The following is a 20,482-nucleotide window of genomic DNA, read 5'->3' on the forward strand; positions in this document are numbered from 1 at the left end:
GGGAGCGAGGGGGCTACTTGAGTAACCATCTTGCTCCCTTGCACCGAGGAAGCCTGCTTCGAAGCGTTACTAGAAGACGCAGGTGCACGCACTTTTGCGACCGAGGAGGCTCAAGCTCCGCCCGCGGAAAGCGTAGTATATTTCCGGAACGGTTGTCCAACATTCACTTAAAAAAATATAGAAGTTAGTTGCTACGCATTTAATCTCGATTGTGGCATAAAGAGAAGGTTATAGAAACAGTTGGTTTAAATTGAAATAGTGATTTTGTGAGAATGGACCTCATACTCTATTGTGTAAGGAATATATTTTAAAAGGAGAAGGATATGCGGAGAATCGAATATGGAATTCCTGAGATATTGGAGCAAGAGGCTTTTGGACATCTTCATTGTTTGTACACGGATATTAAATATGTGTTAAAAGTACCAATTGTCAATTTCATATTTAGGGCATTAGCACCTTACCAAACATTTTTACATATTGCTTGGCATCAAGTTAGACCGAATATGCTTACGACTACTATGGAGAGAGAAGCGGAAGTGTTAAGGTATCCTGATATTTCATTCCATCCTAATACGATAAAAAAATGGTCAGATGTCTATTCCGCACAAACACTAGATCATTTACAAAAAATAATTTTCACTTTCAACTACGTTAACCCTAAACTGTTGCTAATTGCTACAGCGTGGGAAGAGGCGCTTAGTCACCGGCAGATAAAGGGTACAAGTAAGGCTGAGAGTTACATAAAGCCGGGGATTATTCAAGGGCTACCAAACATTCCTTTATTACAAGTTTCGGATGCACCTGATAGTATCCGTGAACTATTAATGGATATTAAAAATACGGAACACACATATGATGTTGCTAGTGATTTTAGAGCGCTGGCCTATTACCCAGATTTTTTAGAGGTGGCATGGAAGGCAACAAAACCATTCATTGGTTCTGAAGAATATGTATTAAAGAAAAATAATTTAGTGAACCAAGCGCGTAAAGCAGTTTCTAGAATGCCATATCCTGTATTAATAACACCAGAACACTTAAGATATCACTATCCTGGACATGACATCGCGGGTATTATGGGACTAATCAACATGTTTAAACACTTTATTGCAGGTTTACTAATTGATTTGGAATGTTTTAGAAGAATCTTAAATATGTGAAAGGAGCAGTCATACCGAAAGCTGTTCCGGTGACGTATTATGTTTAGGTTAGGTTAAGTTCATTTTATAACCATTCTATCCATTTAAAAAGTAAATAAAGTGATATAAGATTGTTTTATCATGAGTGGATAGGAGTAATGAACGATGGAACCATTTATAAAAAGTTTTCAATATAATTTTATTCGCAAACAAGTTATGCACATTGTGAACAGCAAAGCTACTGTAAATGATGCAGATGTTATCCAAGCGGTGAAGTCAATCGCTGAAGAAAGAGTACTGGCTTTATTCCCTGAACTCAATGAACAGCAAATACAATTATTGACACCAATTCAAGATATAAAGGATAAAGAAGAAGCAGAGTCCTTTCTAGTAACGATGAAAAAGTACGTTATTCCCTTCAAGACTTTAACGGAGTCGACTATTAAAAAGTTGTTTCCTAAAATAAAGAAGTTAAAAGCACCGGCTACAGAAGATATAGATCTAAGAGAAACAACCTATATAAGTTGGCGAGATGCGCAATCCAATAAAACATTTATTGTTGCTGATTATAGAGGGAAGTTAGTAGGGTTAGTTGGAACATTTCATAGTTTAAATCAGAAAGGGATTTGTACGATCTGCAATGGGCATGAGGAAGTGGGTATGTACACAGCAGAAAAAAAGGGAGCAAACAAAGACAGTTATGTTAAACGAGGGAATTATATTTGTAAGGACAGTGTACAATGCAATATAAATCTACAAGATCTTGACAGACTTTATGCTTTCATTCAGCGTTTAAAAAACTAAGAATCTTGAATAGAGTGCAAAATAATCCAAATGTTTAGTGTTATCATGAAAGAAGAGCACATCTAGGTGCCCTTCTTTTTTTAGAATCTCTTCGCTATTTCAATCGCCTGTAGTAGTGCGTTTTCTTTAATTACTTCTTTATCTTGAGGATAGGAGTCATGGCCTTCTACAAATAATCCTTCAAACGATGGAATCCCAAAAAACTCCATTAGAGTTTTTATATAGCGATGCCCCATTTCTTTTTCGGCGCCCGGTCCTTTAGAATAAACACCACCGCTTGCTTGTATGTGTAAAGCTTTCTTATTCGTTAATAATCCAACGGGCCCTTGTTCTGTATGCTTATAAGCTTTGCCCGCAACTGCTACAGAGTCAAGATAAGCTTTCATAATCGGTGGGAAAAGTAAATTCCATAATGGAGTTACAAATATGTACTTATCTGCACTGATAAATTGCTCACTTAATTCAGCTAAACGACCAACTTTTGCTTTCTCATCAGTTGATAGGTCTTCGAACCCTTGACCTGATTGTAGCTTACCCCACCCTTGGAACACATCAGCATCAATATGTGGTATGTTTTCTTTATACAAATCAATATGAATAATCTGGTCTGTAGGATTAGTCTCTTTATAAGAGTCTATAAACTGTTTCCCTACTGCCATACCATATGATTGATTTTCACCAAATGGATTCGCTGTGATATATAATACAGTGGCCATTTTTCAATCCTCCTTATCCTATATAAAAATTTATAAATTAAATACTTTGTGAAATCACTATATTATATCTATGTTTAATTGTATGTGAACTAAATCACAAATTGTGGTGCGATTTGTTGTAAATGATCATAAACTAAAGGTGATAAAAAATAGAGCAAACTCAGCTGAATTTGCTCTATTTCCCCTTAAAGATTAGTGACGTTTACTTAACCAAAGCACCCCTGATTTGGCTAATCGAGGTAAAAGACCAGTAACTGGCTGTTTATACATATTACCGAAACCGTCTGATTTACCTAGAGAACCAAGGGAACCTTTAAGCTTTATAGGTTTGGGCTTTCTAGGTTCGATGTTGTAAACAATGGAAGTTAGAACTTCCCCAATTTGTTCACCTTGTTTCCCGGCTAACTGTGCACTCGGAGAAAAGCTAGAAGAGGCACAATCTCCAACAACAAAAACATTTTCTTGGGAAGGTATCTGGCAATAGTCATTAACGATCACTTTTCCTTGTCTATCTTTTTCATATGGTAATGTCTGAATAAGATGGTTTGGTTTTACCCCTGCTGTCCAAATAGTGACATCATTAATAAAACATTCGCCATTATTACAAACGCCGTCCTTTTCGACATATTCAACATTAGAATGGTGTAAGATTTCCACATCATTTTTATGAAACCAATCCTCAACATATTGTTGAACTTTTTCATCAAAAGCACTTAATACCGATGCACCTCGATCTAATAACCTGACATTTAAATCTGGTCTGCTTTCTCTGATTTCTGATGCCACTTCAATCCCACTAAGGCCAGCGCCGACTATAGCCACTTTGCCATACGCCTTTAATTCATTTATCGTATGACCTGCTTGGCGTGCTTTAGAAATGGTTTGAACACTTTGTGTAAATTGTTTTGCGCCATCAATTCCGTGATAATTGTCTTCACAACCAAGTCCGATAACTAAATAGTCATAAGGAATTAGCTCTTCAGAATGATCAATTTCGATCCTATTCTGCTCTGTATAAATAGCTGTAATTTCACCATATACCAAGTCAACTTGTTCATGGATGGGAAATACTTGTCGCACATCTTTATCTGCAGAAGTTCCAGCTGCAATTGCGTAAAATTCTGTTTTCAATGAATGGTATGGATTTCTATCAATAAGTGTAATGTGTGTATCAGTCGGTAATTGATTATCTATTAATGTAGTTAGTATTTTCATACAGCCGTAGCCGCCACCCAAAAGTACTATTCGTTTCATCGTTAACCCCTACCTCTATGATTTGTTAATGGAAACCTTTTCACTAACTCGATCAAGCATTTAGTTCTCTTTCCCCCAATTTACAGATTAACAAAAAAAAATGATAAAAACTAGGAAAAAATAGCCATACATTGGGAATAATAAATTTGGCTTGGATAAGGGATAATGGTATGTGTGAAACAAGTATGACAATTGTCATATTAAATTACTGACGTTTATGACTTCTTTTGTTACATTGGAAACTTTACAATTATTATTATTAATGGTTTAACTTTAAGGAGGCACTTATGAGCAAACAAAAGCAGGCCCAACTCAGAAAAAATGTTGCACCTTATGCAACAACGAATACAAAGACGAGTATTATACAACTTCTAAATACGATTCCCCCATTTTTTATCCTTTGGTTTTTAGCCTATCAGAGTTTATCCGTATCCATATGGCTTTCTATTCTATGTTCAGTCATTGCAGCTGGATTTGTAGTAAGAACCTTTATTATCTTTCATGATTGTGCCCATCAATCATTCTTTAAGAATAAAAAACTGAATCGAGTTATTGGTACTATTACAGGTGTAATTACGCATTTCGCTTATGAGAAGTGGAAGAGAAGTCATTCCATTCATCATGCAACAAGTGGGAATTTAGATAAACGTGGTACGGGTGATATCTGGGTGATGACAGTAGATGAATATATTAATGCTTCTACTTGGGAAAGAATCCAGTATCGTTTATACCGTAACCCTTTTGTGATGTTTGGATTAGGCCCGATTTACTTATTTTTAATCGATAATAGATTTAACCGTAAAGGTGCTAAAAGCAAAGAAAGATTTAATACGTATTTGATTAATTTTTCTATCGTGTGCATTTATGCGGTATTAATATGGTTAATTGGTTGGCAAGCGTTTTTAATTGTTCAACTACCTATACTCTTTGTAGCTGGTTCTTTAGGGATCTGGTTGTTTTATGTCCAACATCAATTTGAAGATTCTTATTTTGAAAATGAATCAGAATGGGATTATGTTAAAGCTGCTGTGGATGGAAGCTCTTATTATAAGCTTCCTAAATGGATGGAATGGATGACAGGTAGTATTGGCTATCACCATGTGCATCATCTTAGTCCACGGGTGCCAAATTATAATTTAGAAAAGGCCCATACATCAACACCACCGTTACAGAAAGCAACTACTATTACATTAACGTCTAGTCTAATTTCGATCCGTTTTAGACTTTATGATGAGAAGAACAAGACATTCGTTAGCTTTAAAGAAATAAAATCTAGATTAAAAAAGTCGGAGGCGAGATTACAGGTCTCCAGTCCACGTTTACAGGAAAAATAAACCCTTCTTTCACGAAGGGTTTTTTTATAGGTTAAACTGGAAAACAAAGTTTATAAAAATGTTCCGCGAAAGTATTAAAGGTTGGATAACTATATTGATATACTTGAAATAAACCTCTAGGTACAAAAAGGAGTTTGAACATGCAAAACTGGTATCATATTTTTCCTAAAAACACAGGACTTAGTTTGTATATATGGATAATATTTTGTATCCTACCTTTTTATTTTATTTTTAGATCTTCTATTGTTATAGAAATAGTATTTGGAATTGTAATGATTATCCTATTCTTTTTATCTTATAGGCTTTCCTTTATTTCAAAGGGTGGTCTTGTTTATATTTGTTTAGGAATAGAAATGATCATCAGTGTCATTATGACGCTATTTTTTGGTTATGTATATTTTTCTTTATTCCTAGCCTTCTTTATCGGTAACATTCAAAAAAGAGCGGGTTTTATTACGCTTTATGTTGTCCACTTAATAACTACTATAGCTGCAATTGTAGTTGGTTTTATTATGAAAATGGATGCATTTTTCCCTCAATTACCCTTTATCATTATAAGTATCATTGGTGTCATTCTAATGCCATTTAATATGTTCAATCGAATAAAACAAGAGAAATTAGAAGGTGAATTAGAAGTAGCTAATAAAAAAGTATCACAGATGGCACTTCTTGAAGAAAGGCAGAGGATTGCTAGGGATTTACATGATACATTAGGTCAGAAGCTCTCCCTTATCGGTTTGAAGAGTGATCTTGCCTCTAAATTAATCCAACGAAATCCAGATTCAGCCATTAGTGAATTAAATGATATTAGACAGACAGCCAGAACAGCCCTTAAAGAAGTACGAGAAATGGTTTCTGAAATGAGGGGCGCGAGATTAAAAGATGAACTTATTCATGTCGAAAAGATTCTGGATGCTGCTGAAATAGATTGCCATGTGGAAGGTAATCCAATCTTAACGGATACGCCCCTACTCGTGGAAAATGTTTTAAGTATGTGTCTAAAGGAGGCTGTTACGAATATCGTTAAGCATAGCCAAGCTTCAATTTGCTTTATCCATATTGAACAGTCAACCAAAGAGTTGCTTATCCAAGTAAAAGACAATGGTATTGGCATGGATAGTCAAAAGCAGGACTATCAGGGTAATGGATTAATTGGGATGAAAGAAAGACTTGAGTTTGTTAATGGTTCATTATCTATTGATTTTGACAAAGGAACAACATTGTTGATAAAAGTACCTAATATAATTAAACAAATAAAAGAGGAGGATTAGCATGATCCGTATTGTTATTGCTGAAGACCAACGAATGTTACTAGGAGCGCTTGGTTCTTTACTAGACCTAGAGGAGGACATGGAAGTAGTGGGAAAAGCCAAAAATGGGGAAGAGGTTTTAGATTTAGTAAGACAACAGGATCCAGATATATGCATTCTGGATATTGAGATGCCGATAAAGAGTGGGTTGGATGCAGCAGAAGAGTTAAAGGATCATGCTTGTAAGGTCATTATATTAACAACTTTTGCTAGGCCAGGATACTTTGACAGGGCTCGTAAAGCAGAGGTTAGTGGATACTTGCTAAAAGATAGCCCTAGTGAAGAATTAGCCAACTCGATTCGTACCATTATGGAGGGAAGGCGTATTTATGCTCCAGAATTAGTAGATATAGCATTCGAAAATGAAAATCCTCTAACAGATCGGGAGGAACAAGTCATTAAGCTAATGGCAGATGGTAAAAATACGAAGGAAATAGCTAGTCAACTTTATCTTACTAATGGAACTGTAAGAAATTATATCTCAGTCATCTTAGATAAACTAGATGTTAGTAACCGAATAGAAGCGATCTCCCGCTTTAAAGAAAAAGGCTGGTTCAAATAGTTTACTGAAACGTCCATCCTAGTCCATACGTAAACAAATTACTAAGTTTCCTAGGAGGTAGGTTATGAGTAAGTATTCAATTGAGCAATTTATTAAGGAAACAAAGCAAGATGAACAAGAAAATGATTTTTTTGAATTAGAGACTCCTCGTATTTTAGAAATAAACTTAAAGGGAAAGGTTTGGGCTAAAGCTGGTTCCATGATCTCGTATAATGGAAGTATAAAATTTGAGAGAGAAAAGGTTTTAGAGCATGGTGTTGGTCGAATGTTTAAAAAGGCATTAACCGGGGAAGGAAGCTCTCTAATGAAAGCAGAAGGGACAGGGCGACTTTATTTAGCTGACCAAGGAAAGAAAATTACAATCCTACATTTAGAGGATGAGGAAATTACTGTAAGTGGTAACGATTTATTAGCATTTGAAACCGATATTGATTGGGATATTAATTTTATGAAGAAAGTAGCTGGGATGGTCTCTGGTGGTTTATTTAATGTTACCTTACGTGGGACGGGAATGGTTGCGATAACATCACATTATGAACCATTGACGCTATTGGTTCACCCAGGAACTCCAGTTATTACAGACCCTAATGCAACCGTTGCATGGTCAGGTCATTTAGAGCCAGAATTCCGAACAGATATTAGCTTTCGAACATTTCTCGGTAGAGGAAGTGGTGAGTCCATTCAAATGGAGTTTAAAGGAAATGGATTTGTTATTGTTCAACCATTTGAAGAAGGAGTTTCTAATAATCAATAAGGAAGTTGACTGGATAAGGAAGGAATAGCCAATGATGGTTATTCTTTTTTTTATGTAAAATTATATAATTGGTAAGTTCTTTAGATAGATAAATAAAACAAAATAATGTAATCTATATAAAGTTGAACTTATTGGCGAATTATATGATTTAAACGGTATAAATTAACTGTTAGACAGAGGGGGAAATCCATTTGATGGAAGCATCTAATTCGAAAAGAACGACAATAGTGGCACTTTTATTAGCCGGGTCATTTATCGCTATATTAAACCAGACGCTTATGATTACTGCCATTCCACCCATTATGGAGGAAATGTCGATTACAGCAAATTCGGCACAGTGGCTAACAACTGTTTTTATGTTGGTTAACGGGATAATGATCCCAGTCAGTGCCTTTTTGTTAGAGAGGTTCACTACACGGCAATTATTTATCTCGGCTATGAGTGTTTTTGCCTTTGGGACGTTGGTGGCAGGTTTGGCGCCGAGTTTTCAAATTTTATTACTTGGTAGAGTAATTCAATCTACTGGTGCAGGCGTCATGCTTCCGCTAATGCAGACAGTATTCTTAATGATTTTTCCAGTCAATAAACGTGGTTCAGCAATGGGCCTTATTGGTTTAGTAATATCTTTTGCACCTGCAATTGGTCCGGCACTCTCAGGCTGGGTTACTTCTAATTACTCTTGGCGTATCTTGTTTGCCATCATATTACCGATTGCTATTATTGATATTATTATTGCTGTATTTGCATTAAAAAATGTGACAGAAGTAACCAAACCAAAAGTGGACTTTTTCTCTATCACTTTATCTTCCTTTGGATTCGGGGGATTGCTTTACGGGTTTACAAGTGCGGGGAACAATGGATGGCTAGCTACCTTAACACTTGTTTCATTAGGTATTGGAGTCGTTTCACTTATCTCGTTCATTGTAAGGCAATTAATGATGGAGCATCCAATGCTTGAATTTAGAGTATTTAAGTACTCCATCTTCCCATTAACTGTTTTTATTGGAATGATTACCTTTATGGGTTTGATAGGTGTAGAAACGATTATTCCGTTGTACATGCAGGATTACAGAGACTTCACTGCATTTGAAGCAGGATTAGCTCTGTTACCAGGGGCGTTGATAACTGGAATAATGTCGCCGATAACGGGTAGAATTTTTGATAAAGTAGGGGCGAAGTGGTTAGTAATTACTGGTCTAGTAATTATTACGGTTTCTTCTTTTGCTTATACCGATTTGGATGAGAATACATCCTTTACCTTTATAACAGTCCTTTATGGTATCCGTATGTTTGGTTTATCAATGGTTATGATGCCGAGTGCGACTGCAGGCTTGAATCAGTTACCAAAACGTTTAATTGCACACGGAGCAGCAATGGATAACACAATGAGACAAATTGCTGCATCAGTAGGTACAGCGATTCTTGTCACAGTAATGACTACTGCATCTCAAACTGCAGAAAGTGACCCTACTGTTTCTAATCCTGAAATATTCGGGGCTAATATGGCATTTATTGTAGTTGCTATTCTTTCTGTAATAGGTTTAATAACAGCCTTATTTATTAAAAATAGTAGGCCGAGTGAAGAGGATGTAGAAGAGAAAGATAAACAGACAATGTCACCGGAGTGAATAAGTAATAAAAAGCGGTTGTTCGAATTGAACAACCGCTTTAATTTTTTCTATGTTTAGGTATAGACTTAGAATAAAAGTTAGTAGCTAGGTCATCGAGTTGTTCCCGTAAAGTCTCGCCATCCATGGGTAGACCGTGTCCAGAAATGACAAGGTTAGGCTCTAGCTGAGCTAATTTTTTTACGGACTGCTCTGCTTTATCCCAATCCTGTGTGAGGTAGGAAGGTGGTCCGTGTATTTTTTGGATAGGTAAAAATACGGCTAAACTGGATTCAGGCTTTTCTGTAACTACGGCATCGCCTGTTATTAGCGTTTTATCCTTTTCTCTATATAAACATATATGTCCTGGTGTATGACCAGGGGTGTGGACGTATTTCCAATCGTTAAGAAGCGGAATTTGACCATCATCAGGAAGAGTAAAAACAAGACCTTTTAAATTAACAGGCTCTTTTGGAAATACAGTAGAGATTAAGGATAAAAGACCTCCACCAACAGTAGGATCAGCGGGGGGATAACCCTTCTCCCCTGTGACATAGGCTAATTCTTCAGCGTGTATATAGATTGGTATATCCCAATGTTTTGCTAGATCTTTGGCTGATCCAGCATGATCAAAGTGACCGTGCGTCAGGATGATTGCCTTAGGAGGATTATGGCCAAATCGTTTTTCAACAGCTGCAATAATCCTTGTGCTATACCGACCAATGCTAGTATCCACTAATACCCATTCGCCGTCGGGTTTTCCTATCATGCATACGTTGGCGGCGAGGGTTCGATAAAATGCTACATCCTCGAGTACTTCTTCTGGATCTGCGTGTTGAGTATGTAATATTTCTTCCTGCTGTTCGATCTCTTTATCCATTCGACATAACCTCCTTTAACCTTATTGTGTATTATAAGTACTTTTCTTATTCGTTAATGCGATATAACAAAACGATATCACGAATTATTTACTTTTTAATTAAACGAGTGCAGTATTTTGGACGTAGTGTTTTGAGTGATAAGTAGAATAATATTGCGACGTAAAAGGTGTCTGTCGGTGGAAAAAAGATGGAGAGAACGTGATGAACGTCCATATTAGAGATCCCCTCATACATCGCATTTTCTATTAAAAATTAACGAAAAGAGCCTTATATTAATGAGATACGATATTCTTTGATCAAGTCTTTTAGTACAGGTCTTGTATTACCATTTCGTCCTGTGATAGAGGTTGCTGTAATGAGGGAATTTAAAACAGCCTCTTCTGTTGCTTCACCAACTGCTCTGAATGCTAAATCCATATCACTTTCATGAATAGTTTGGATGAGTAAATTATTGTTAGGTCTTTCATGTGGTATCTTGTTTGCAGTGGAAAATCCCATAACAATTTCACCACTTCCGGTCGTAATGATAGATCCTGTTCGTGATAGCCCGGTCACTGTCCGTTTAAGAATCCTATTAAGCTGCCTCTCGGATGTGGGCAGATCTGTGCCTACTATAACAATAACAGATCCTTTATCCTCTAGTTTTTGATCTTCACCAATAGCATTTTTAAGCTTCTTTCCTATTGTTTTACCGTTGACCCTGAAATCTTCCATCAATCCAAAATTTGTAAGTACTAATACACCTATTGTATAAGTACCATGATCGTATGTAATGGTTCTTGAAGCGGTACCGATTCCTCCTTTCATTGAATAACATAGCATTCCTGTACCAGCACCTACGGCTCCTTCGGTTACGTTTTTGGATGCATTTTGTATGGCTTGCCATACATCTTCATTTGAGACATGGCGAGCTCGAACATCATTTAAAAACATATCATTACACTCTGCAACAATAGGATTAATCGTTCCGGTAGTTCGTCCAATTTCTGGATTAGCTTTAAGCATATAATCAATTAGTGCATTGGAAGCGGTGCCTACATTTAGAGTGTTTGTAAGAATTATTGGTGTTTCAATTGTGCCTAATTCATTTAACTGGATTGTACCGATTGTTTTCCCATAACCATTAATCACATGGCTTGATGCAATCAGTTTCTCTCTGAATAAATTCCCTTGGTGGGGAATTACTGCTGTGACCCCTGTTTGCATATCGTGATGACTTAAAGTCTGGTGTCCAACCGTAACACCATCTACATCTGTAATTGAATTAAGAGGTCCTGAATTTAGTTTACCAATTTCAACACCATAATCTCGGATCCTTTTTTGTTTAGACATACATATCATCCCTTCTTTACTTTTTTCTCTTATGCGAAACTTTGTTGCTTTTTAATTGCATAGTTGAGAAAAAATCTGCGGTAACTATATTCAACTCTTCATTCTCACTTTAGTTGAGTGCAAATGCGACGCTGCGGAAAAACACTCGCTTTCCGTGGGGAACGCTTCAGCTTCCTCGCTCGCAAAGAACGCTCTCTGTGGGATCTTCAGACTGTTCCTTTCCCACAGGAGTCTCGCATTTTTCCTCCGCTTAGCATAGCTTTCTTTTCTAAGTTAAAAAAGCCGGATTCGTTGATATATTGGTATTTCGCATCACTATACAAAATTAGAATTCCTCAATGAGCGTAGGCAGAATATGGAGACTCCTCGAAAATACAACCCGATTTTCTTCGTGCGATGTATCGCTTCCGTAGCATTCCTTGTCCTGTGGGAACAGCACGCGTCCGAAGACCCCGGAAGAGCGTTCTTTGCTCTGAGGAGGCTGAGGCCGTGCCCACGGAAAGCGGAGTATTCAGCCGGAGCGAGTGACCGCAACCATCAAATAAGTTGTTATTACTGGAGAGTCTATAGATTCTGCGACAAGATTAACAATAGTTATGAAAAGAGTCTGTTCTTATTATCTCAGAAATGTAAAGGTAGGACATATAATAAACAGATTATCTCCAAAATCACTTCCTTTCTTTCTTTAATAGTTATATAATTTAATTTTCAGTCTTTTATTATGAATTTACCGGAAAGAAGGAAACGAATGAGATTTAGAGATTTTCATCAAAATATAAAAATAAGAATAATTGAATCATTCATAAGTCGATTTGTGGGTAGTATGATCTTTCCTTTTATGGCAATTTATCTATCCCACCACTTTGGAATAAAGTTAGCTGGTATATTACTACTAATAAATGTCCTCGTTGGCATTTGTCTTAATTTTGTGGGAGGCTATTTTGCTGATCAGTTCGGCAGAAGGAAGATCATGCTTTTTGCTGAACTCCTTAGGTTTTTAGCGTTCTTTACAATGATGATCTGTAATTCACCTTGGTTTACCTCTGCGGTTATTACATTTTTCATGATGACGGTTAATAGTGTTTGTTGGGCGTTAGCAGGACCTGCCAATCAAGCGATGTTAATAGATGTAAGTACACCAGACCAAAGAAAACTAATGTACTCTATCATGTATTGGGCAAATAATTTATCCATTGCAATTGGTGGAATAATTGGTGCGTTTTTATACAAGGATTACTTATTTGAACTTTTCATCGTACTGAGTGTGGTTGCTGCTGTAGTAGTAATGTTAATTGCGCTATTCATTGATGAAAGTTATAAGCCGGATAAATCAAAGCACCGCCCATCTGAGCATGTGCTTCGAATTTTTTCAAGTTATAAACGTGTCTTAACAGATCGCTTATTTGTATGGTTTGTTATTGCCGGTGTGTTAGTTATGTCTATGGAATTTCAATTGACCAACTATATTGGAATTCGTCTAAGTGATGAGATGGGTACTCAACAGCTTTTACACTGGGAGATAGACGGTGTCAAGATGATGGGTTTCTTACGTAGTGAAAACACTATTCTTGTTGCATTGATGGCATTATTTGTTGCTAAAGTTACTGGTCGCTTTAAAGATCGATCAACTTTAGTAGTAAGTTGCTTCTTTTTCACTTTAGGGTATGCGGTAATAGCGTATTCCAACAATATATGGCTTCTTTTTATCATGATGATCATATTGACTATTGGTGAGGTTTTCCGTGTTCCAGTAGAGCAATCCTATATGGCGGCAATTCCACCAGATGATGCAAGAAGTTCTTATATGGCCTTTAATGGGCTAAAATTTAATCTAGGAATGTTGATTTCATCTTTAACAGTCACAATTAGTGCGTATGTATCGTCGCTCGTTATGGCAATCATTTTGACTATGATTGGCTTATTAGGCACTACTATCTATTTCCTTATTACACCTCAGTTAGATAAGCGCAAAGCAGAAGCGGAATTAAGGCAAGCAAGTTAAGGATGAATACGAGTAAAGTACTATTCATAGGATAGTGCTTTACTTTTTTGTTTTCCTTTGGTGGTAAAACTATAGAAATACAATGCTCTCCTGGCATTCAATTTTATGGATTAGCATAATAATGGAAATAATACGTTTGTAAATAAGTAATTTATGTGTAAAATGTGTTACGCTTTCATTAAATATTGCTAGAGTTATAGACTTTTTTCTAGAACGTGATAAAATTTAGATAAGATATTAAAAAAGGGGGACAGGAATCATGAGGCTTTGGTTAAAAAAAATATCAGTTGTATTAATTACATTCATGACTCTTGGTATATATATTCCTCCTACATATCTAGAAGCGAGCGTAGATAATGAGGAGCTTGTTTCAACTGAGAATGATACTAGTGATAGATTTCTAGAAGATGATATAGATACAGATGATGTAGAAGAAATTAATCTAAATGACCAATATATATCAACTATAACGGAACAGGCTAAGCTACAGACTGTTTCTAAGTTAGGACCGAAAATTACAAAACAGGTAGAAGATGAATTTACGACGTTAATCTTACCTAATATCGAAGCAGTTGTTAAGTCAATACTAGAAGAGGCAGAAGAAGAAGTGCCTTATTTTGCGATTACAGAACAACCTTCTTCTGGTTATGGAGAAAAGATCTTCAATATTTATAACTATCGTACCAAACAGGATATTGCTCGCTTCCATGTGAGAAGAGTAAATCGACCACAGGAAGGGTATTATTTCAATTTTCATTATCATGTAAGTACTGATGGATTTGAGGAACACCATGATATTGGAGAGATTTATTGGGACAAAAATACACCACCTAAATGGATGTCATAATCTTAAGTGTCAGTAACCTAGTTCGGTTAGTTGGCACTTTTTTTTGTGACCTCGTATAATATTGTTGTATTAGGGATTAAGTGTGTTTAAAAATGCATATAACTTGATAATTATACTTTATACATTGATTAAGTATCGTGTTACAATAGTTTTTACTGGAGTTAATCTTTAGCTACTGATTGAAGTGTTACTTTTATTAGAAGGAGAAATTGTTTATGCCCATAAAGATTCCCGATCATCTACCTGCTAAGGAAATGTTAAAAGATGAAAATATATTTGTTATGGATGAAAGTAGAGCTTTTACACAAGATATTCGGCCATTAAAAATATTAATATTAAATCTTATGCCGCTAAAAGAACAAACGGAGACTCACTTACTTCGTTTATTAGGGAACAGTCCATTGCAGATTGATGTTACGTTACTTCATACAAGCACGCATAAACCACGTAACACCTCTCATGACCATTTAAACCAGTTCTATAAATCAATTGATGATGTAAAAGATAATAAATATGATGGATTAATTATTACGGGGGCACCAATTGAAAAATTGGCCTATGAAGAAGTGAATTATTGGCCAGAACTAAGCCAAATAATGGAGTGGAGTAAATCAAATGTTACTTCAACTTTACATATTTGTTGGGGGGCTTTGGCTGGATTGTACTTTCATTATGGTGTGGATAAATATTTGCTTCCTGAAAAAGTATCTGGAGTATTTCCGCATACAACTGGGTTTCCAACTGAGAAACTATTAAGTGGTTTTGATGAGGAGTTTTTGGCTCCACATTCAAGAAATGCGGATGTGAAGAAGGAAGATGTTGAAAAAGTACCTGAATTAAAAATATTAAGTGAGGCAGAAGGTGCTGGGCTATATATAGTTGCTTCAAACAACAATAAACAGATTTTTGTTTTGGGTCACCCTGAATACGATGCTTTTACGCTTCAGAAGGAATATGAAAGGGATCTAGCTATTGGAATTGATCCAAAGCTTCCGGTTAATTACTTTCCGAATAATGATACAAATAAACGACCGAGATTAAGTTGGCGAGCACATGCTAACCTTTTAATATCTAATTGGCTGAATTATTATGTTTACCAGGAAACACCATACGAATTAAAATAGAAGAAAGCAGGTATTAACCTGCTTTCTTCTTTAATGTTGGACACTTGTATAGTGGTCATACGTATCTAATGCTAACGTAACACCTTGCGAAAATGCTGCGCCTCCACCTAGAGCTGCACTAACAGCAATGGTTTCCATAATTTCTTCCTCTGTTGCACCATGCTCTACAGCACCCTTTGTATGATAAATGATACAATACTCGTCCTGGGCATATACGCTAATACCTAGCGCCATCAATTGCTTTTCTTTTTGTTGAATGGTTCCCTCTTTAAAGCATGCTTGGGTAAACTCATTATAACTTTTTGTTACATTAGGAATTCGCTCTGACAAGCGACTGTTCCCTTCTTTGTAATCCAACATAGATTGATCAAAATAGTTATAAACTTCTTCTGAATCCATTTCCATTATGTAGACACCTTCTTTTCTCATTTTTTTATGTTTAAACCTAAATACGGCATAAACCCACATTTCTATCATGTTTATAAATGCGCTAATTATTAGTGGAATAAGATGGTAAATAACCCGAATAATACTGGACACCTTTTTAATGTATCGGTAAACTTTTAACAAGGGGGTAATGAAATGAGTGAAAGTAAGAAAGCAACACTTAAGATTCGTGATAATGGTTCAATACTTATCACAGGTGATGTAGAATTAGTGGATGCGGAAGGAAATGTTTACGAGACAAAGCCAGCATTTTCATTATGTCGATGTGGAATGTCTAGTAATAAACCATTTTGTGATGGAACACATAAGGAAATCGGATTTGAAAGTAAGCCAAGGGTAGAAAAAGAATAACTATGGAAATGGAGCTCCTTCATAGGGCTCCATTTTTTTATTATGGAAAAGGTTACTGTTACAAGAGTATGTTCCGAAAAAGATTGGTCACTATAATACATACATATTATTGAAAAAGGAAGCGGTCGGATGAGAGAACTCTTTGTATTACTTAGAAAGGGTAATAAATCTGCCCTCTTAGCAGGATTAGTTAATACGGTAATTTCTGTTGTGAAAGGAATAGCTTATTTTTTAACTGGAAATGTAGCGATGTTCGCAGAAACGATGCATAGCATTGGTGATGCCGCAAACCAATTCTTTGTTTTTATCGGATCAGCTTTAAGTAAAAAAGCACCAACACCTAGGTTCCCAAACGGGTTTGGACGGCTTGTTAATCTTGTCTTACTTGGGGCAGTTTTAGTTGTAGGGATTATGGCTTATGAAACCATTGTTGAAGGTTATCGCCATATTGTAAATCCGGTGGAGGAATCTAAAGGTTTTTATATCAATGTAATTGTTTTAGGTATTGGCGTAATCTTGGAGTCATTTGTGTTAGTTAAAGCAATGAAAGAAACCTTACATGATGTTGGAATCGAAGCAAGTGGTTTAGGCATTGTGATAAAAAGTATTGCAAATGTCAACAAAGCAAAACCAGCAACAAAGCTTGTTTTCTTGGAAGATTCAGTAGCAACTAGTGGTGGTTTGCTTGCTTTAGGGGCGATAGTAATAGCAGAATTTACGACTTTCCATGAAGCAGAAGGAATAGCTTCTATTATAATAGGGTTACTTATGTTGTTTGTTGTAGGAAAAGTATTTATGGATAATGCTGCAGGGGTACTTGGAGAAGCGGATGAATTAATGGAGAGAAAGATTGGTACCTATGTGTTAGAAGATCCGGATGTAAGAGATGTACAAGAAATTGCGGTAATGAAAGAGGGAGATGAACTTCACGTCGAATTAAAAATAGAAATAGATCCTGAAATCACTTTTGCGAAGGCTGACGATATTAAAGATAGAATTGAACAGCAGATCTTACAGGAGCAAGGTGTTACGGATGTAATTGTTGAGTTCGATGAAGATGACCATATCAATAGTTGGGTCAATCGATAATCAAATGAATAAAAATTGTTCGGAGGGTATGAAGGCTTAGTCTTTGTACCCTTTTTCATCTATCTTGGTGCTTTAGACTTTTATAGTTGAATACGACGTAAATAACTTCTTATCAATTCCTCTTGGTGCACACAATTCACCTTTATAGAAATCCGATACAAAAAATCACTACGATTGAACCCGCTTTTTATGATGTTTGTATAATTTGTTAAAAAAACATAAATGGAAAAGACAGTTTTTTTAAAAAAAAATCAGGACTTTTGTAACCCTTTTCCTTATTGGAGTATTAAGGATAGTGATAAATATTATTCCAATTATCTGAAAATTACCTTGTTAGAAAACCTTACAACTTTATTGTGTGGTTTTTTGGTCACTGGTAAAGTAATTGTTAACACAAGATGTAAACACTGTTTACACAAAAGGGGAGAAGATAATATGGAAATAGCATTAATGGATAACCTTTGGGTTATGATTAGTACAGTTTTAGTATTCTTCATGTTGGCGGGATTTATTTTACTAGAAGCGGGATCAACAAGAATGAAGAATGCTGGTCACATTGCTGGTAAAACAATCTTTACAGCTGGTCTTGGTGCATTAGTATTCTGGGCAGTTGGTTATGGATTTATTTATGGTGAAGGTAATGCATTTATTGGTCTTTCTAATTTCTTCTATGGTGATATGTCGTATAGTGGAGAAGGATTATCTCCAGCAGTTGATTTCATGTTCCAAATGATGTTTGCTTTAGTATCATTAACTATTGCGTTTGGTGGGTTTGCTGAACGTGCGAAATTATCTGCATATGTTATCTTTGCAATTTTATTCTCAGCACTTATCTATCCTGTAGTAGCACACTGGATTTGGGGTGGCGGTTGGTTAGGTGAAGATGGAAGCCAAGACTTCGCTGGATCAACTGTAGTTCACTTAACTGGTGCAATGGCTGCACTTGCTGCAACTATTATCCTAAAACCACGTATTGGTAAATTTAACAAAGAAGGTTCTTCAAACGAAATCGCAGGTCACAACCAAGTGTACACTGCTTTAGGTGTATTGATTCTTTGGGTCGGTTGGTTTGGATTTAATGCAGGTAGTACATTCGGTGTAGCAGATGCGTTCTTCGGTTTTGTTGCTTTAAATACTCAGTTAGCAGCTGGTGCTGGTGCAATTGCAGCTATGTTCATCGCTTGGGCAATAACTGGTAAAGCAGATGTTCCGACAACTTTAAATGGCGCTTTAGCTGGTTTGGTTGCTATCACAGCTTCTTGTGGATTTGTTGAACCTTGGGCAGCGGTTGTAATTGGTCTTGTCGGTGGATTAATGGTATTCTTCAGTGTTAAAATATTTGATAAGGCAAGAATTGATGATCCGATCTTTGCTCTATCGGTTCACGGAACAGTTGGTATTTGGGGGACGCTTTCTAACGGCCTGTTCGCAGTACCTGAACTTTCAACTGATATTGAATGGGGTCAAGCGGGTTTATTCTACGGTGGCGGATTCACTCAACTAGGTGTACAATTATTGAGTGTTGTAGCTAGTGGTATTTACGCATTTGTAGTAGCATTCATTATCTTAAAAGTAATGGATAAAGTAATGGGTGGTATCCGTGTAACGGAAGAAGAAGAAATTATTGGTCTTGACTTAAGTGAACACGGAAGCTATGGTTACCCTGAAAATATTCCTGCACCTAACAATAAACAGGGTGCATAAAGGAATGGGGCTTGCAGACCGAAAAAAAGGGATTGATGCAAGTTTGAATATAAATGAAATAAAAGAATGGAGACAACAACAGATTGCTGTTGTCTCCACAAACCATAAAAAGCTAAACGAGTTTCATGATGAGGTTTATAAAGAAACAGTTCAATTAGCGATTGATGAGATGCAAAGTGAGAAGGGCACTGCTCCTGCTCCCTTTGCTTTCTTTTTAATGGGAAGTGCTGGGCGTTTCGAGCAATCTGTTTGGAGTGATCAAGATCATGGCATTATCTTCGATGGGGGCGAAAATTGCCAACCTTATTTTTTAGCTTTGGGAGAAAAGATAACGAATGCGCTGTATAGTGTTGGTTACGAACTCTGTGATGGTAAAGTAATGTCGTTAAACCCAAAGTGGTGTCGGTCGATTCGGAGTTGGGAGATTCAAGTTACGGATTGGCTTAATGAAGCAGATTGGCAGTCTTTAAGGCACTTCTCAACTTTTTTTGATTCACGTGTACTAATTGGCGATGTTGATTATTTGTCACCATTAAAAAATAGAGCCTTTCAGATTATGGAGCAAAACCTAACCCTCTATCAACGGCTAATGGATAATGTAGGTTTTATGAAGAAAGGGATTGGTGTCTTCGGTCAATTACTCCCAGAACCCCATGGTGAGATGGCAGGTAGTATTCGTTTAAAGCAGCAATGTTTTTATCCGTATGTTAATTCGCTTAGATTGCTAGCACTAAAGAATAAGATGACTGTTCCGTCTACTTTATCTCGTTTTGATGAATTACCGAAGTCTTATTCCTCTATTAAAAAATATAAAGCTGATTTTATGAGACTACTAGATTTCAGACTTCATTTTCGAAAAGAAGCTAGTAACTATTCTGAGGTACATTTACTACCATTATCTATTTTAACAAAACAAGACAAAAAGGAATTGAAAAATTTAATGAAACAAGGTTATTCCCTTTTTTCTGAGACAAATGAACTCCTTGAAAACAAAACTTGATAAAAGTAGGGTGATTGCTGATTTTATTTAATATAAATATCACCAATCACCCTATTTCTATCTTTTTTATATAACTTTAATAAATTTTGTATTAGAAATATTTTCTTTTCATAACTATTGTTGCTTATGACGTAATTTCTATAGAAAGCGAAGTAAAGCCCTAAGACCTACATTCATTATATAAGATGAATGCTAAACCAACGCTGCGGAAAAACGCTCGCTTTCCGT

19 protein-coding genes are annotated in these 20,482 nt (G+C 36.3%); 14 read left to right on the forward strand and 5 right to left on the reverse strand.

The features are described 5' to 3' along the window. The first annotated feature begins 323 nt into the window (after positions 1 to 323). Both H7K77_RS01735 and H7K77_RS01740 read left to right on the forward strand, forming a co-directional pair. The gene (locus H7K77_RS01735; RefSeq protein WP_186575998.1) at positions 324 to 1,157 is read left to right on the forward strand and encodes a halocarboxylic acid dehydrogenase DehI family protein; all 834 of its coding nucleotides are present in this window, start codon (positions 324 to 326) and stop codon (positions 1,155 to 1,157) included. A gap of 144 nt (positions 1,158 to 1,301) precedes the next feature. Next, positions 1,302 to 1,940 carry a FusB/FusC family EF-G-binding protein gene (locus tag H7K77_RS01740; RefSeq protein WP_186575999.1) on the forward strand — a complete coding sequence of 213 codons (639 nt, stop codon included), beginning with the start codon at positions 1,302 to 1,304 and terminating at the stop codon, positions 1,938 to 1,940. An 80-nt stretch (positions 1,941 to 2,020) separates the two neighbouring features. Here the strand turns inward: H7K77_RS01740 and H7K77_RS01745 are convergent, their stop codons facing one another. Together H7K77_RS01745 and H7K77_RS01750 are read right to left on the reverse strand one after the other, a co-directional pair. Beyond that, positions 2,021 to 2,656: an FMN-dependent NADH-azoreductase gene (locus tag H7K77_RS01745; protein ID WP_186576000.1), complete on the reverse strand. Its 636-nt coding sequence runs from the start codon at positions 2,654 to 2,656 to the stop codon at positions 2,021 to 2,023. 192 nt (positions 2,657 to 2,848) lie between these two features. Then, on the reverse strand, positions 2,849 to 3,910 hold the full coding sequence (locus H7K77_RS01750; RefSeq protein ID WP_186576001.1) for an NAD(P)/FAD-dependent oxidoreductase: 1,062 nt from the start codon (positions 3,908 to 3,910) through the stop codon (positions 2,849 to 2,851). A 287-nt stretch (positions 3,911 to 4,197) separates the two neighbouring features. On the opposite strand from H7K77_RS01750, the gene H7K77_RS01755 reads away from it, so the two are divergent. The 5 genes from H7K77_RS01755 (at position 4,198) to H7K77_RS01775 (ending at position 9,498) form a co-directional block, all read left to right on the forward strand. Continuing rightward, a complete protein-coding gene (locus tag H7K77_RS01755; protein WP_186576002.1) occupies positions 4,198 to 5,244 on the forward strand; it encodes a fatty acid desaturase in 1,047 nt (348 codons plus the stop codon). A 140-nt stretch (positions 5,245 to 5,384) separates the two neighbouring features. Further along, a complete protein-coding gene (locus H7K77_RS01760; protein WP_186576003.1) occupies positions 5,385 to 6,515 on the forward strand; it encodes a sensor histidine kinase in 1,131 nt (376 codons plus the stop codon). A 1-nt stretch (position 6,516) separates the two neighbouring features. Further along, a complete protein-coding gene (locus H7K77_RS01765; RefSeq protein WP_186576004.1) occupies positions 6,517 to 7,116 on the forward strand; it encodes a response regulator transcription factor in 600 nt (199 codons plus the stop codon). 64 nt (positions 7,117 to 7,180) lie between these two features. Beyond that, entirely contained in the window at positions 7,181 to 7,870 is a 690-nt protein-coding gene (locus H7K77_RS01770; RefSeq protein ID WP_186576005.1) for an AIM24 family protein, read from the forward strand. Between the two features lie 194 nt (positions 7,871 to 8,064). Continuing rightward, a complete protein-coding gene (locus H7K77_RS01775) occupies positions 8,065 to 9,498 on the forward strand; it encodes an MDR family MFS transporter (protein WP_186576016.1) in 1,434 nt (477 codons plus the stop codon). A gap of 40 nt (positions 9,499 to 9,538) precedes the next feature. Here H7K77_RS01775 and H7K77_RS01780 read toward each other — a convergent pair whose 3' ends face one another. Further along, entirely contained in the window at positions 9,539 to 10,357 is an 819-nt protein-coding gene (locus tag H7K77_RS01780; RefSeq protein WP_186576006.1) for an MBL fold metallo-hydrolase, read from the reverse strand. 268 nt (positions 10,358 to 10,625) lie between these two features. Next, positions 10,626 to 11,690 carry a DmpA family aminopeptidase gene (locus tag H7K77_RS01785; protein WP_186576007.1) on the reverse strand — a complete coding sequence of 355 codons (1,065 nt, stop codon included), beginning with the start codon at positions 11,688 to 11,690 and terminating at the stop codon, positions 10,626 to 10,628. Positions 11,691 to 12,438: 748 nt separating this feature from the next. Here H7K77_RS01785 and H7K77_RS01790 point away from each other — a divergent pair. From H7K77_RS01790 to metA, 3 genes are all read left to right on the forward strand, one after another. Further along, positions 12,439 to 13,692: an MDR family MFS transporter gene (locus H7K77_RS01790; protein ID WP_186576008.1), complete on the forward strand. Its 1,254-nt coding sequence runs from the start codon at positions 12,439 to 12,441 to the stop codon at positions 13,690 to 13,692. A 259-nt stretch (positions 13,693 to 13,951) separates the two neighbouring features. Further along, positions 13,952 to 14,539 carry a YpjP family protein gene (locus H7K77_RS01795; RefSeq protein WP_186576009.1) on the forward strand — a complete coding sequence of 196 codons (588 nt, stop codon included), beginning with the start codon at positions 13,952 to 13,954 and terminating at the stop codon, positions 14,537 to 14,539. Positions 14,540 to 14,754: 215 nt separating this feature from the next. Then, on the forward strand, positions 14,755 to 15,663 hold the full coding sequence (gene metA, locus H7K77_RS01800; RefSeq protein ID WP_186576010.1) for a homoserine O-acetyltransferase MetA: 909 nt from the start codon (positions 14,755 to 14,757) through the stop codon (positions 15,661 to 15,663). A 30-nt stretch (positions 15,664 to 15,693) separates the two neighbouring features. On the opposite strand, the gene H7K77_RS01805 is transcribed toward metA, so the two are convergent. Next, entirely contained in the window at positions 15,694 to 16,068 is a 375-nt protein-coding gene (locus tag H7K77_RS01805; protein ID WP_186576011.1) for a carboxymuconolactone decarboxylase family protein, read from the reverse strand. A gap of 177 nt (positions 16,069 to 16,245) precedes the next feature. Between H7K77_RS01805 and H7K77_RS01810 the strand changes: the two genes are divergently transcribed. The 4 genes from H7K77_RS01810 (at position 16,246) to H7K77_RS01825 (ending at position 20,254) form a co-directional block, all read left to right on the forward strand. Beyond that, positions 16,246 to 16,461 carry a CDGSH iron-sulfur domain-containing protein gene (locus tag H7K77_RS01810; protein WP_186576012.1) on the forward strand — a complete coding sequence of 72 codons (216 nt, stop codon included), beginning with the start codon at positions 16,246 to 16,248 and terminating at the stop codon, positions 16,459 to 16,461. Positions 16,462 to 16,590: 129 nt separating this feature from the next. Beyond that, positions 16,591 to 17,550, forward strand: a complete 960-nt coding sequence (locus tag H7K77_RS01815) for a cation diffusion facilitator family transporter (RefSeq protein WP_186576013.1) — start codon at positions 16,591 to 16,593, stop codon at positions 17,548 to 17,550. Between the two features lie 435 nt (positions 17,551 to 17,985). Continuing rightward, positions 17,986 to 19,254 (forward strand): ammonium transporter, encoded by a 1,269-nt coding sequence (locus tag H7K77_RS01820; protein WP_186576014.1) that lies wholly within the window; start codon positions 17,986 to 17,988, stop codon positions 19,252 to 19,254. Positions 19,255 to 19,258: 4 nt separating this feature from the next. Next, on the forward strand, positions 19,259 to 20,254 hold the full coding sequence (locus tag H7K77_RS01825) for a DUF294 nucleotidyltransferase-like domain-containing protein (RefSeq protein WP_186576015.1): 996 nt from the start codon (positions 19,259 to 19,261) through the stop codon (positions 20,252 to 20,254). Positions 20,255 to 20,482: the final 228 nt, after the last annotated feature.

The organism is Aquibacillus kalidii (genome assembly GCF_014280935.1).
Lineage (GTDB): Bacteria > Bacillota > Bacilli > Bacillales > Amphibacillaceae > Aquibacillus_D > Aquibacillus_D kalidii.

Bases quoted from the DNA above. Each gene is read 5' to 3' on its own strand.
- H7K77_RS01735 (WP_186575998.1), top strand. From the start codon at position 324: ATGCGGAGAATCGAATATGGAATTCCTGAGATATTGGAGCAAGAGGCT.
- H7K77_RS01770 (WP_186576005.1), top strand. From the start codon at position 7,181: ATGAGTAAGTATTCAATTGAGCAATTTATTAAGGAAACAAAGCAAGAT.
- H7K77_RS01805 (WP_186576011.1), bottom strand. From the start codon at position 16,068: ATGGAAATGGATTCAGAAGAAGTTTATAACTATTTTGATCAATCTATG.
- H7K77_RS01750 (WP_186576001.1), bottom strand. From the start codon at position 3,910: ATGAAACGAATAGTACTTTTGGGTGGCGGCTACGGCTGTATGAAAATA.
- H7K77_RS01780 (WP_186576006.1), bottom strand. From the start codon at position 10,357: ATGGATAAAGAGATCGAACAGCAGGAAGAAATATTACATACTCAACAC.
- H7K77_RS01740 (WP_186575999.1), top strand. From the start codon at position 1,302: ATGGAACCATTTATAAAAAGTTTTCAATATAATTTTATTCGCAAACAA.
- H7K77_RS01755 (WP_186576002.1), top strand. From the start codon at position 4,198: ATGAGCAAACAAAAGCAGGCCCAACTCAGAAAAAATGTTGCACCTTAT.
- H7K77_RS01795 (WP_186576009.1), top strand. From the start codon at position 13,952: ATGAGGCTTTGGTTAAAAAAAATATCAGTTGTATTAATTACATTCATG.
- H7K77_RS01775 (WP_186576016.1), top strand. From the start codon at position 8,065: ATGGAAGCATCTAATTCGAAAAGAACGACAATAGTGGCACTTTTATTA.
- H7K77_RS01815 (WP_186576013.1), top strand. From the start codon at position 16,591: ATGAGAGAACTCTTTGTATTACTTAGAAAGGGTAATAAATCTGCCCTC.
- H7K77_RS01820 (WP_186576014.1), top strand. From the start codon at position 17,986: ATGGAAATAGCATTAATGGATAACCTTTGGGTTATGATTAGTACAGTT.
- H7K77_RS01785 (WP_186576007.1), bottom strand. From the start codon at position 11,690: ATGTCTAAACAAAAAAGGATCCGAGATTATGGTGTTGAAATTGGTAAA.
- H7K77_RS01765 (WP_186576004.1), top strand. From the start codon at position 6,517: ATGATCCGTATTGTTATTGCTGAAGACCAACGAATGTTACTAGGAGCG.
- H7K77_RS01745 (WP_186576000.1), bottom strand. From the start codon at position 2,656: ATGGCCACTGTATTATATATCACAGCGAATCCATTTGGTGAAAATCAA.
- H7K77_RS01760 (WP_186576003.1), top strand. From the start codon at position 5,385: ATGCAAAACTGGTATCATATTTTTCCTAAAAACACAGGACTTAGTTTG.
- H7K77_RS01790 (WP_186576008.1), top strand. From the start codon at position 12,439: ATGAGATTTAGAGATTTTCATCAAAATATAAAAATAAGAATAATTGAA.
- H7K77_RS01810 (WP_186576012.1), top strand. From the start codon at position 16,246: ATGAGTGAAAGTAAGAAAGCAACACTTAAGATTCGTGATAATGGTTCA.
- metA (WP_186576010.1), top strand. From the start codon at position 14,755: ATGCCCATAAAGATTCCCGATCATCTACCTGCTAAGGAAATGTTAAAA.
- H7K77_RS01825 (WP_186576015.1), top strand. From the start codon at position 19,259: ATGGGGCTTGCAGACCGAAAAAAAGGGATTGATGCAAGTTTGAATATA.